At 68.0% G+C, this 12,337-nt stretch carries 10 protein-coding genes and 1 tRNA gene; 3 read left to right on the top strand and 8 right to left on the bottom strand.

What is annotated here, in order from left to right; genetic code table 11:
- Positions 1 to 69: 69 nt before the first annotated feature.
- The 3 genes from BST17_RS26570 to BST17_RS26560 all read right to left on the bottom strand — a co-directional run bounded on the left by BST17_RS26570 (position 70) and on the right by BST17_RS26560 (position 3,223).
- A complete protein-coding gene (locus tag BST17_RS26570) occupies positions 70 to 1,080 on the bottom strand; it encodes a branched-chain amino acid ABC transporter permease (RefSeq protein WP_083062006.1) in 1,011 nt (336 codons plus the stop codon).
- A gap of 100 nt (positions 1,081 to 1,180) precedes the next feature.
- Positions 1,181 to 2,392: a branched-chain amino acid ABC transporter substrate-binding protein gene (locus tag BST17_RS26565; protein ID WP_083062005.1), complete on the bottom strand. Its 1,212-nt coding sequence runs from the start codon at positions 2,390 to 2,392 to the stop codon at positions 1,181 to 1,183.
- Between the two features lie 204 nt (positions 2,393 to 2,596).
- Complete coding sequence (locus tag BST17_RS26560; RefSeq protein ID WP_083062004.1) at positions 2,597 to 3,223, bottom strand: two-component system response regulator PdtaR; 627 nt, start codon at positions 3,221 to 3,223, stop codon at positions 2,597 to 2,599.
- Between the two features lie 118 nt (positions 3,224 to 3,341).
- Here BST17_RS26560 and BST17_RS26555 point away from each other — a divergent pair.
- Positions 3,342 to 3,418, top strand: a tRNA-Leu gene (locus BST17_RS26555).
- Positions 3,419 to 3,439: 21 nt separating this feature from the next.
- Positions 3,440 to 4,108 (top strand): trimeric intracellular cation channel family protein, encoded by a 669-nt coding sequence (locus BST17_RS26550; RefSeq protein WP_083062003.1) that lies wholly within the window; start codon positions 3,440 to 3,442, stop codon positions 4,106 to 4,108.
- Positions 4,109 to 4,281: 173 nt separating this feature from the next.
- Here BST17_RS26550 and BST17_RS26545 read toward each other — a convergent pair whose 3' ends face one another.
- The gene (locus BST17_RS26545; protein ID WP_165762357.1) at positions 4,282 to 6,135 is read right to left on the bottom strand and encodes a cellulase family glycosylhydrolase; all 1,854 of its coding nucleotides are present in this window, start codon (positions 6,133 to 6,135) and stop codon (positions 4,282 to 4,284) included.
- A 660-nt stretch (positions 6,136 to 6,795) separates the two neighbouring features.
- On the opposite strand from BST17_RS26545, the gene BST17_RS26540 reads away from it, so the two are divergent.
- Positions 6,796 to 8,097 (top strand): adenylate/guanylate cyclase domain-containing protein, encoded by a 1,302-nt coding sequence (locus tag BST17_RS26540; RefSeq protein WP_083062001.1) that lies wholly within the window; start codon positions 6,796 to 6,798, stop codon positions 8,095 to 8,097.
- Here BST17_RS26540 and BST17_RS26535 read toward each other — a convergent pair.
- The 4 genes from BST17_RS26535 to macS are packed head-to-tail and all read right to left on the bottom strand — an operon-like array spanning position 8,069 to position 12,333.
- On the bottom strand, positions 8,069 to 8,557 hold the full coding sequence (locus BST17_RS26535; protein WP_083062000.1) for a Dps family protein: 489 nt from the start codon (positions 8,555 to 8,557) through the stop codon (positions 8,069 to 8,071). The two genes, BST17_RS26540 and BST17_RS26535, sit on opposite strands and share 29 nt — an antisense overlap.
- 28 nt (positions 8,558 to 8,585) lie before the next feature.
- The gene (locus BST17_RS26530) at positions 8,586 to 10,481 is read right to left on the bottom strand and encodes a DUF2339 domain-containing protein (RefSeq protein WP_083061999.1); all 1,896 of its coding nucleotides are present in this window, start codon (positions 10,479 to 10,481) and stop codon (positions 8,586 to 8,588) included.
- 53 nt (positions 10,482 to 10,534) lie between these two features.
- Positions 10,535 to 11,185, bottom strand: a complete 651-nt coding sequence (locus tag BST17_RS26525) for a response regulator (protein WP_083062011.1) — start codon at positions 11,183 to 11,185, stop codon at positions 10,535 to 10,537.
- Positions 11,185 to 12,333 (bottom strand): MacS family sensor histidine kinase, encoded by a 1,149-nt coding sequence (macS, locus tag BST17_RS26520; RefSeq protein ID WP_109750312.1) that lies wholly within the window; start codon positions 12,331 to 12,333, stop codon positions 11,185 to 11,187. Before macS ends, BST17_RS26525 begins: the two co-directional genes overlap by 1 nt.
- Positions 12,334 to 12,337: the final 4 nt, after the last annotated feature.

Here is a 12,337-nt window from a genome sequence, read left to right as displayed (position 1 = left end):
TCGCTCATACGCCCTCCTCGCAGGCTCGGACGCCGCATGAATACCGTCGATTCGCTCCGCAAGCGTCGCTCATACGCGTGCCTTTCCGAGGCTCTCCCCGAGAATGCCGGTCGGCCTGATCAACAGCACCAGGACCAGCAGCACGAAGGCCACCACATCACGCCACTGGGTGCCGAACACAGCCTGGCCGTAGTTCTCCATGACGCCGAGCAGCAGACCGCCCAGCAGCGCGCCCCGCAGGTTGCCGATACCGCCGAGCACCGCCGCCGAGAACGCCTTGATACCCAACAGGAATCCGCCGGAGTAGATGATGCCCTGCGGCACTTTCAACGTGTAGAGCAGCGCGGCCGCACCGGCTAGCAGGCCGCCGATGAGGAACGTCGTCATGATCACCCGTTCCCGCGAGACGCCCATCAGGGTCGCGGTATTGGGATCCTGTGCGACGGCGCGCACACCGCGGCCGAGCTTGGTCCGGTTGAGCGCCAGGTCGGTCAGCAACGCCAGCAGCAGGGCCGCGCCGATGATCACGATGGTGGTGTTGGAGATCGCCACCCCGAACAACTCGAACTGGGTCTTCGGTTGCACCAGCACTATCGGCTGCTGGGCGTTGGGGCCGCCGTACCCCGGTATCAGGGAGGGCAGGATGAAGAGCACGAACTGCTGCAGCACGAACGACATGCCGATGGCGGTGATCAGGAAGGTCAGTGCCCGCGCGTTGCGTTTGCGCAGCGGTCGGTAGGCGATGAACTCCAGGCCGACCGCCGCACCGCCGGAGACCAGCATCGCGAATAGCATGGCCACCCCGAGATACAGGATGGTCAACGCGACCCCGCGGTTGTAGGCGTTACCGCTCGGGGTGAATCCGAGGATGATGTCGAGCGCGAAGTAGGCGCCGAACATGCCGAGCATGAAGATCTCGGAGTGCGCGAAGTTGATCAGGCGCAGCACGCCGAAGACCAGCGTGTAGCCGACGGCGACCAGGGCGTAGATCGCGCCCCAGGACAGGCCGTCGATCGTCAACTGCCAGAAGCTGTCGACCAGCGCCCCGACGTTGAAGTTGATGTTGGCGGCCAGATTCATCCGGTGCTGGGCTCCTCGGGAGGTTCTCGGTCCAGGGTGGCTAGAGACGAGCGAAGCGCGTCCGGAGGCCTGCGCTCCCGGACGCGCTTCGCGTCAACGGTTACTGGACGTCGTACACCCAGATCAGTGTGGAGGTGAGCTCACCCACGGGCGACCACTGGTACTCGCGGGCCACCCCCTGCCCCTGATAGTTGCGGACGAAGTCCAGCAGGGCGGGTCGGGTGATGGCGCCGGAGTCGATGCCCTTGAGCAGGATGGTGCCCAGGTCGTAACCCTCGGTGCTGTAGGTACCCGGCTCCTGGCCGAACTTCTCGGTGTACTCCTCGGCGAACGTGCCGGTGGCCGGGCCGCAGGGGCAGGCCAGCAGCGCCCCCTTGGAGGACTCGCCGGCCTGCTTGACGAACTCGTTGTCCTTGCTGCCGTCGGCGCTGACGAAGGTGCCCTCGAAGCCGCCGTCGCGCAGCTGCTGCACCAGCGGTGCCGCCTCGGCGTAGTAGCCGCCGAAGAACACCGATTCCGGCGCCGCACCGTTGATCTGGGTGACCGCGGCCGAGAAGTCCTTATCGCCCTTCTTGACCGAGATGTTGCACGCCGGGTCGGCGACCGGTCCGAGCGTGTCGCGCACGGCGGTGGCCAGGCCCAGACCGTAGTCGGTGCTGTCGTCGACGACGCAGATCTTCTTGTGGCCCAACGTGTTCTTCAGGTAGTTGGCAACCGACGGACCCTGCACGCCGTCGTTGGCCAGGCCACGGAAGAAGGTCTTCCAGCCGTTCTCGGACAACGTGACGTTGGTGGCCGACGCGGTGACCGCGACCAGACCGGCCTGGTCGAACACGCCGCCGGTGGCCTTGGTCTCGCCCGAGAACGCCGGACCGACCAGGCCGATCGTGTACTGGTCCTCGACGATGCGCGGGGCGATGTTGGACGCCTTCTGCGGATCACCCTCGGTGTCGAACGTCTTGAGCTGCACCTGGCAGCCCTGGTTGGCGGCATTGTGCTTGTCGACGGCCAACTGCACACCATTTCTGATGTTGATACCCAGCGCCGCGTCCGGACCGTTGAGCGCGCCGGCCATGGCGATCGAGACGGGCGGGCAGGTGGCCTTGCCGTCTCCGGCCGGATCGGCCGGGGTGGCGCCGGTCGCGGCCGCCACCTCGCCGCCGTTCTCGTCGATCTGCACCTTCTCGACGATCTTCAGATTCGTCTGGGCCGCCTCCTCTTCGGGCGTGCTCTGACTGCAGCCGGCAATCGCCAACGCCATCAGACCGGCGCCACCGAGAGCAAATGCCTTGCGTGCCACGTGACCGCGCACGTCTCACCTCCGGTTCCCTGTTCTCCAGTCGGCATCTTCGGACCGGTCGGGACAACCGGGTCGGTGATGCTTCGCCGACGACCTTAGCCACAACATCGCCGTATCGCGTGATGTTCGGCGACGTGTGGCGCGGATCGGCCAGCTGATTTGGCGGAAGAGACGAGCCGGAAACGCAGTCTTAACCGACAGCGCCTGCCGAGCGGCCTATTTCTGCGCCTCGGCCGCGTCGCCGCCGGGCGCCTCGAGGGTCTCCAGAACCACCTCGGCGACCCGCTTCATGGTGGTGCGCCGATCCATCGCGGCGCGCTGGATCCACTTGAACGCCTCCGGCTCGGTCATCCCCTGGTTCGCCTGGAGCAAACCCTTGGCACGCTCGACGAGCTTGCGGGTCTCCAACCGTTCCGAGAGCGTCGCGACCTCGGTCTCCAGCGCCGCGATCTCACCGAACCGGCTGACCGCCAACTCGATGGCCGGGATCAGGTCACTGATCGAGAACGGTTTGACCAGATAGGCCATCGCACCGGCATCGCGGGCCCGTTCGACGAGTTCGCGCTGGGAGAATGCGGTCAGGATGACGATCGGCGCGATCCGTTTGGCGGCGATCTCGGAGGCGGCGTCGATGCCGTCCCGGCGCGGCATCTTCACGTCCATGATCACCAGATCGGGCGTCAGACTCTCGGCCAGGTCGACCGCCTCCTGGCCGTCGCCGGCCTGGCCGACCACCTCGTAACCCTCCTCGCGCAGCATCTCGGCGAGGTCCATTCGGATCAGCGCTTCATCTTCGGCGATGAGCACGCGGCGTGCTGCGGAAGCTTCGGTCATGGATGCCATTGTGTCGCGATTGCCGACACGGGGCGACCGCGGGGTGAACAAGGGGCGGGCGCCAGGAGTGTCCTGCGGTCAGGGCACCCGGATGCATCCCTTAAGGTGGTAGACCGCAGGAACGCATGCCCTCGTATCCCAACTGGCAGAGGAAACGGATTCAAAACCCGTGCAGTGTGAGTTCGAATCTCACCGAGGGCACCACGCACACCCGCCGGAGGGCTGATGGACACCATCGGGGCCATCGCGGCCGACTGGGACAGCGCCGCCGCGCTGACCCGCAACATCGGCGACCTGATCGGGACCGCGGCCTTCGCCATCTCCGGGGCGCTGCTGGCCATCCGACGTGACTTCGACATCGTCGGTGCGTTGACCCTGGCGGCGATGACCGCCTGTGGTGGCGGGGTGATCCGCGACCTGATCATCGGTGAGACGCCGCCGACGGCATTCGTGGACCTGCGCTATCTCACCGTCGCGGTGATCAGTGCACTGGTGGTCTTCGTATGGTCGCCGCCGGCCCGCCTGTTGGGCCGCCCCCTCGATCTGGCCGACGCGCTGGGACTCGGGGCGTTCTGCGTCACCGGCACGGTCACCGCGGCCGAGCACGGCCTCGGACTGGCATCCTCGGCGCTGCTGGGCGTGGTCACCGCCGTCGGCGGCGGGGTGATCCGGGATGTGCTGGCCCAGCGGACGCCCAGCGTGCTGCGCCCCGATCAGGAGATCTATGCCATCCCAGCGCTTTTCGGTGCGCTACTCACCGCGATCCTGATCGAGTACGGGTGGTACGGCACCATCGTCGGCGGGTGTGTGGCCGCGGCGGTGTTCCTGTTCCGCGTGCTGGCGCTGCGGTACCGGTGGCGCGCGCCGCAGGCCCGCGGCCGCCGCCGGCAGTGACGTCGGCGCGGTTTGCCGTGCCGGGCACCGGCGACATGAGACGGGACAGCGACCGCCCGGACACCTCCGCCACCGACTGATCGACGGCCCCAACCTGGCCCGCCCCGGAAAAGCGAGATGCCGCTGCAGGATGTCTCCTGCAGCGGCATTCCCCTCGTCGTGCCCGGTGCGGGCTACTCGCCACCTCCCGAAGAGGTTGCGGCCGAGGCGCTCTGGCTGCTGCGCGGGCGCTGACCCGCCTCGCGGACGGCCTTCAGGCCGCTGCGCGGACCCCGGGTGGAGCGGACGGTGACCTCGTCGCGGGCCTTGAGGCTGGGACGGACCGCCTCTTTCACCTCGGCCTTGGCCGACACCTCGGTATCGGTGCTGCCGGTGTCGTCGGTCTTGGCTCCGGACTCGTCACCCTTGTCACCGGTGACGGTGTCATCGCCCTTGTCCTCGGCCGGGGTGCCCGCATCCTGCGCGGGGGGTTCCGGCGCCGTGGTCTCGTCGACCGGGGCTTCCTCGACCGGCGCTTCCTGCACCGGCGCTTCCTCGACCGGAACCTCGACGACCGGAACCTCGACGACCGGAACCTCGACGACCGGGGCCTCCTCGACGGGGGCCGGCACGACCGGCGCTTCCTCGACCGGAGCCTCGACGGGTGCCTCGGCCACCGGGGCCTCGACGACCGGCTCCGACTTCACCGGGGTCACCGCCGCGGCGTCCTGGCCATCGGTGCCGGAATCGGCGACCTCGTCGACCACTGCCGGCGACGCGGCGTCGACGCCCGCCTTGGCTGCGGCCGGTGCATCCACGTCCACCGCGGCGGTGCGCAGTGCCGCGGCCGATGCCGTCTGCTTGGGCTTGATGCCGAAGATGCCGTTGAAGAAGTTGCTGAACATCGATCCGACGGCACTGAACAGGTTCGGGAACTTGAACACCGTGGAGAACATGGTGCCGATGGCCTTGAACAGCGCCGCGATGGGGTTGCCCGCCTGCGATCCGGTGCCCGGGTTCGAGCCGGTCCCGGTGCCGGGGTTGGTACCGGGATTGGTGGGCGGCTTGGTCAGGAAGGCGATGAGTTCCTTGATGACCTGGCCGACCGGCTTCATGGTGCCGTCCGGACGGAAGATGCCGAGATTGGCCTCGTCATTGTCGGCGGGCGGGTTCAGCCAGTCCTTGATGGTGTAGAGGAACATCGGCCCCGCGCCCTGCACGGTCTGCCAGAACTCGATGATGTCCTTGACGAACGCGGCCTGGGTGGCCTCGGAGACGCGGTTGGTCGGGATGCCGTATTCGGTGATCCAGATCTTGACCTGCTCCTGGCCCTCCTGCAGGAAGGAGTCCATCAGCTCGCGGATCCGGTTGAGCTGGTAGAGCGGCATGCCCTCTTTCCACGCCAGGTTCTCACCGACCGAGAACTTCCACTCGAAGTTGTACGGGTGGAACGACAGCGCATCGAAGTAGCCGTTGGCGCCCGCCGCGTACATGCCCTTGACGAAGTCGATCGGGTTCAGCGTCAGGCCGGCCCAGGTCTTGCCGGCACCGATGACACCGCCGATGACGGTGATGTCGCTGCCGATCTGCGAGGCAGCCTGCTTGAGTGCGGTGTAGGTCTTCTTGAGCATCTCGGTATAGGAGGCCGGGTCCAGGGTGTTCCAGAACTGGATCGAGTTGGGCTCGTTCCAGACCTCGTAGGCCGAGATCTTGCTGCCGTAGCGCAGCGCCACCGACTTGGCGAACGCGGCGAACCGGTCGAAGTTGGCCGGCTCGCCGTTGAGCGGGGTGCTCTTCGTGGCCCACAGCGGCGTCGAGTTCAGCACCCCGAGGATGCCCATCCCGCGGGCGGCTGCCGCGTTGACGATCTTGTCGAGCTGGTCCCAGCGCGGGGCGCCGAGGCCGAACGGGGTGTCGGGGTGCAACGGCTGGATGCCGGCCCACGGAACCATGATGCGGACGTTGGTCACGCCGAGGGACTGCATGAGATCGAGCCGGGCGTTGATCTCCTCCATGCTCGCCGCCATGTACAGCTCCGAATCGGCCACGCCAATGGTCGAAGGAGATTCTTCGATGGCGGCGACCGGCGTCACCTCATAAGAGCGTTGCTTGCTCACTGGCAAGACAAAGTAACTCGACGTTGCCGCGAATAGTGACGCGGCTATCAAGCTGATCACTCCTCGGATGGCAACTCTTCGGACAGCCTTGGGCATCTTGTCCCACATAGCGACTCCCGTTCTCAGACCTGGTAGTTCGGCGTTGCCTACGCACTGTGCATGAAATTAACGCACCTGACAGCAAATTGCCAAATATGTAAAAAACTCGGTCTGACGTGCAGATTGTTAATCCCGATTCGCCATTTCTGGCAAACTCGTGTCAGCGTCTGCAGAATTCAGATTCGCCACCAAACCCGCGAAGATGGCAAAGAAATGTTGTTTCAAGATCGCATTCGGACCGTGACCGCCTTGTGACCTGAGTCACAGTAGTTTGCCCACGTCCGTTAGGTTTTCGTGACGATCACGAGATTCGATCTTGATGCGGTCGGCGTGTCAGCGAATATTGACGGCAATGTCAGCTAATATGCCTGGCTGTCCCCCGTTTGGGGGACATGTCCCCTACGCACGATTTTGGACAAGGTTTGCCAGCCACCCTCGCGGATCCGCCCAAACCGGCCCTGTGAGCGCCGTCGGCGGGAGTACGCTCGCCGGGTGGCAACAAGGGTGCCCGGCCGGTGCCTACCCGACCTTCCCGAAGGCAGCCGGCATTACGAAGATGCCGCCAGCCGGCGGCTGGCAACCCTGACCGTCAGCACCCGGATCGCCGCCGCCATCGTGGGGATCTACGGCATCGCCGAACTCATCCTGGTACCGGAAGTACCGCATATCGGCCTGGTAAACCTCGTCAGTGCTGCGCTTTTCCTGGCCGCTCCGGCGCTCTATCGATTCGGCTCGCTGGTGGCCTCGTCGGCGTTCGTCGCCGTCGCCTACGCCAGCACCGCCTACCTGTGCAGCCAACTGGGCACCGACACCGGGCTGCAGTTCTACTTCTTCGTCGGCGCCGCGCTGATCATCCTGGTGATCGGCACGGACCACATCGTCATCGCGTCCATGCTGGCGGCCTCGGGTGCGGTACTTGCGATCGCACTGGAGTGGCTGGTGCCGCCGAACACCGGAGTCTTCTCCGAGGCCGCGATGCGGGCGAACTTCTTCGTCACGGCCGCCACAGCAAGCCTCATGGTGATCGTCGTCGTGGGGTCCGCGATGCGCCGGATCGACCACGCCGAAAGTGCGCTGCAGGCCGAATTCGACAAATCCGAGGCCCTGCTCGCCAACATCCTGCCCGGCAGCATCGCCAGCCGCCTCAAGGACCGGCGCGACTCGATGATCGCCGACGGTTTCGACGACGCGTCCATCCTGTTCGCCGACATCGCCGGATACACCAGACGCGCCAGCGACACCGACCCCGCCGACCTGGTGATGTTCCTCAACCGGCTCTACACCGATTTCGACAGCCTGGTCGACCGGCACGGCCTGGAGAAGATCAAGACCAGTGGTGATTCCTACATGGTCGTCAGCGGGGTGCCCATTCCGCGCCCGGACCATCTGGAGTCACTGGCATGCCTGGCGCTGGACATGGCCCATGCCGTCGACGGGCTGCGCGACCCGCAGGGTCGCGATGTGCCGCTGCGCATCGGGATCGCTGCCGGGCCGGTGGTGGCCGGCGTGGTCGGCTCGCGCAAGTTCTTCTATGACGTCTGGGGCGACGCAGTCAACGTGGCCTCCCGGATGGAGAGCACCGACGAGGAAGGCCGCATCCAGGTTCCCCAGGACGTCTACGAACGCATCAACGGCTCATATCTGTTCGAGGAACGCGGCGAGGTCGCGGTGAAGGGCAAGGGCTGGATGCACACCTGGTACCTCATCGGCCGCCGGCCGACACCCGCCCTGCCGGGTGCCGACCCGACCGCGCTCACCGGCGGCTCTACACCTTGTGGTTCTCCGACCGGATGAGCCACGCCAGCTTCTCCAGTCCGTCGATCAACTGGTGCAGGATGTCGGCCGTGCTGGGATCCTCGGCGTCGACCGCGTCGTGCACCCCGCGCAGGGTCTGCACCGCCGCATAGATGCGCGTGCTGATGAGGTCCACCACCTCGGTGGTGTTGTGCTCGTAGGCCGGGAAGGCAGGCAGCGTGGTGGTGGCCACCACCGTGTCCGAGCGGCCATCGGCGACCGCGTACAGCGTGCGCATCCGTTCGGCGATGGTGTCGCTACCCGCGCGGGCGAAATCGACCAGCTCGTCGAGTTGCAGGTGCAGATCCCGGAAGTTGGTGCCGACGACGTTCCAGTGCGCCTGCTTGCCCTGCAGATGCAGCTCGATCATGTCGACCAGGACCTGTTGCAGGCTGGCCTGCAGTTCGGGAGAGGCCTGGAATCCCTGGATGTCGGTTTCGGTGCGTCGTGTGGTGGTCATGCCATGGGCAACGCCGATCATTCTGGAATCATTCCAGAATGGACGGCCCGTCCCCGCGCTGCTGATCATGCTGGCTCAGCAGACGGGCGTAACCGGCGCCCGTCCCCAGCAGCACCAGGCCGGTCACGATGAACACCGCCACCCGGAAGATGCCGTCGAGGGTGCCCAGGTCGAACAGGAACAACTTGGCCATCGCCGCGGCCACCAATGCCATCCCGGCGCCGATCGGCATCGAACGGTCCGACCGGTCCTGGCGGGCGGCATACCAGAACAGCGCCGCCGCCAGGCCCATCCAGCAGATCGTCGCCGCCATGTGCCCGGCCAGGAATCCGCCGCCGGTTCCGCCCATCAGAACCCCGGTCGTCACGGTGAAGGCCGTGACCGCGTAGGCGCTCAATACCGCCGCGACGGTCAGCAGTAGCCGTCCGGTGTCCGGGTCACCGCTGCGCCGGGTCAGCGACCAGGTCTGGACCCCGCCGTAGAGCACCACCAGCACGCTGGAGACCAACACCGAGATCGCTTCGCCCACAGGGCGTTCGGTCGCCGAAGTCAGCGTCTGCGGGCCGGCCAGATCGAGGTAGTAGAGCCCACCGACGGCACCGAACACCAGCGCGGCCAGCTGGGCGCCGGTCGCGTGCCGACCTGCCACGGCCACCACCACCGCGAGTGCCAGCAGCACCGGACCGGCGGCCCGGCCGTCGAAGGCCACCGCGACGGCGACCAGCGCGCCGACCGCCGCCAGCACCGACCACACCTGACGCACGGGCCCGGCCATGCCGGGGATCCGGTCCCCGAGCAGCACGACCGCCAGCACCGAGGCCGACAGCGCGGCGATCATCAGCGCGGCGATGGCGCCGTCCACGGCCGCCGACACCGCCAGCAGCGGTGCCGCACCCATGGTCGACAACACCGCGATCGCGGTGCGATGTGCGCTGTGCGGCAACAGGATCAGCGCCGAGCCGATCGCCAGGACCGCGGCGATCGCGGCCGCCCCGGCCAGCCACGGCTGCTGCCCAGAGCCGAATGCCGCGCCGATCAGCGCCAGCAGGACCGGCCCGCTACCCGCCGCCGTGCGGGCGGCGTAGATCCAGGTCCAGTCGCGGCCCAGCTGTACCGGCAGGGCGGCCGCCGACAACACCAGCAGGAACCCGATCAGCAGCAGGTCGACGTCGCCGACCACGATCGGCGCCAGCACCGTCAGGGGCACCAGCACCAGCAGCCCGAGCTGCTCGGAGTCCCACCGCCGCGCCACCATCAGACCGCCACCGCCGATCACCGCCGAGAGCACCAGCCCCACCACCGGGGCCACCCATTCGTAGATCGTGGTGACGGCGATGACATCGATATAGGCCGTGGCGATCCCGGTGGCGGACAGGGCGATGGCGCCGATGCGCCCACCCGGACGCCGGCCGAGCCAGAACGCCGCGCCGAGAAGACCCGCGGCGAGCGCGGCACCGGCGACCACCCGTACCGGCGGGGCCAACAGTCCGGCTTGGGCGGCCAGCACCACCAGCAGGACGACGCCGATGAGTGTCACCGCCACCCCGGCGGCAGCCAGTGCCTTGCCGATCCAGTTCTGCGATCGCGCCGGCACGGGCGCCACACCGACGGCGGTCGGTGACGTCGGCGGGATCGGCGGCACCATGGCAGCAGCGGCGGGCGTCCCGGGGGTTGGTGTCGGGGCCTCCGCACCGGCCGGCACCGCTGCCGGGTACGGATACCGGACGTACTGCGGGTACTGGGCATACTGCGGGTACTGCACATGCTGCGGGTATTGCGGATGGCCCCACGGAACCGGTGCGGCGACGGGCCCGCCGATTGCGCCGGACAACTGCGTCAGTTCGGCCGAGGCGCGGGCCAGCTGTTGCGACATCGCCACGAACTCGGCGGACAGTCGGGTGAGCACCTGCTGCGGTTCGGTCATGGCAGACATCGTCACCCATGAGCAGGCCGGATGAGATGAGTAGGACTACTCGATCACTCGTCGAGTCCGTGCTCGATCGCATACCGGGCCAGCTCGACCCGGTTGGCGACCTGCAGCTTGCGGAACGTCGCCTGCACGTGGTTCTCGACCGTGCGGTGGCTCAGCGACAGCCGCTCGGCGATCTGCTTGGCGGTCAGCCCCTTGGCGACATGCCGCAGGATCTCGGTCTCCCGGTCGGTCAGGCGCGGCACCGCGGGACCGGCCTTCTCGACGTCCGGTGCCGACGCGATGCGCCGGTATTCGCCGAGCACCAGACCCGCCAGGCCCGGCGTGAACACCGCACGTCCGGCCGCGGTGGCCCGAACCGCCTCGCCCAGTTCGCTTTTCGACGCGCTCTTGACCAGATACCCGGTGGCCCCGGCCTTGACGGCGTCCAGCACGTCCGCGCGTTCGTCCGAGGCCGACAACACCAGGATGCGCGAGAAAGGCGAGACGGCAAGCACCTCGACGCAGGCCTGGGCGCCGGTGCCATCGGACAATCGCATGTCCATCACCACCACGTCGGGGCGGACCACCTCGGCCCGGCGCCGGGCCGCCGCCACCCCGTCGGCGGTGGCCACCACCTCGAAGCCGTCGTCGGCCAGATCGCGCGCCACGGCGTCACGCCAGATCGGATGATCGTCGACCACCATCACCGTCGGCATCAGGGCCGTCCCCTTCCCGGCCGCGGCACCGTCAGTTCCCATTCGGTACCGCCACCCGGTGCGGTCGTCAGGTCCGCGCGGCCGCCGAGGGCGGCCATCCTGCCCCTGATCGACTTGCTCACCCCGATCCGGCCTTCCTCGGCGGCGGCGGCCAGCCTGCCCTCGGGTATCCCCGGCCCGTCGTCGCGGATGCTGACCACCACCTCGTCGCCCAGATCCTCCAACAGTACGAAGGCCCGCGCCCCGGGACCGGCGTGGCGGTCCACGTTGGTCAGCGCATTGACCGCGGCCGCCTCCACCTCGGCGGCCACCGCACTGTCCAGGTACACCGCCGCGGCGGGCACGCTCACCGACACCCGGTCGGCACTGTGCCTGCGCAACAGCGCCCCCAGATCGCTCGCCGCCGCCGGCGAATCGGCGCCGAGGGTGTCCTCGGTGCTGAGCAACCGGCGCAGCGCACGCTCCTGCTCCCCCGCCGCCTCGGCCAGTTGCGCAGCCGGCCCGCCGATTTCGCGTCCACGCCGGACCACCATGGCCAACACCTGCAGCACTCCGTCATGCACGTGCCGGGACAGTCGTTCCCGCTCGGCCAGGGCCGCGCTGAGCCGCACGGCCCGCTCCAGTTCGGCATGTGCCCGGCGCGCCGTGGTGGCCGCCATCCCGACGGCGAGACCCACCGCCAACTCGATCAGGATCGTCGGGCTGCGCACCAGGTCCACGGCGATCGCGCCCTTGAGCGCCGCGGCGGTGCCCATGACGGCCAGGCCCATCGCCATCCCCGCGGCCGGCCCGGCCAGGATGGCCACCGACACCACGGCGTTGGTCGCCCACAGTGTGGTCGGCCAGGACTGGTTGGCCTGCACCCACTGCTCGGAGGCGACCAGCAGCGTGCACGCCATGAAACCGACCACCACCACGGCCTCGCCGACCACCCAGGCACGGCGCCTGCCGAATCCGCGCAGGTAGGCCACACCGCACGCGACGGTCCACGCCGTCAGCAGCCCGAAGAGCACCCAGCTGAGCCCCGGCCGGTTCAGCTCGGAGTGTTTCGACAGTTGGAAGTACAGCGCGTAACTCCAACTGAGCAGCCGGAACACCTGCGCGGCCCGCCACAGCGGGGCGGCCGGATCCACCGTCGCGGCAACCACCGGG

This window comes from Mycolicibacterium bacteremicum (genome assembly GCF_002086115.1).
GTDB classification, from domain to species: Bacteria; Actinomycetota; Actinomycetes; order Mycobacteriales; family Mycobacteriaceae; genus Mycobacterium; species Mycobacterium bacteremicum.
The sequence above is the reverse complement of the archived record's forward strand: the minus strand, read 5'-3'. Positions and strand labels throughout refer to the sequence as shown.

Coding starts and splice junctions, on each gene's coding strand:
- BST17_RS26550 (WP_083062003.1), top strand. CDS start 3,440: ATGGACACCATCGGGGCCATCGCGGCCGACTGGGACAGCGCCGCCGCG.
- BST17_RS26525 (WP_083062011.1), bottom strand. CDS start 11,185: ATGCCGACGGTGATGGTGGTCGACGATCATCCGATCTGGCGTGACGCC.
- BST17_RS26535 (WP_083062000.1), bottom strand. CDS start 8,557: ATGACCACCACACGACGCACCGAAACCGACATCCAGGGATTCCAGGCC.
- BST17_RS26560 (WP_083062004.1), bottom strand. CDS start 3,223: ATGGCATCCATGACCGAAGCTTCCGCAGCACGCCGCGTGCTCATCGCC.
- BST17_RS26530 (WP_083061999.1), bottom strand. CDS start 10,481: ATGACCGAACCGCAGCAGGTGCTCACCCGACTGTCCGCCGAGTTCGTG.
- BST17_RS26570 (WP_083062006.1), bottom strand. CDS start 1,080: ATGAATCTGGCCGCCAACATCAACTTCAACGTCGGGGCGCTGGTCGAC.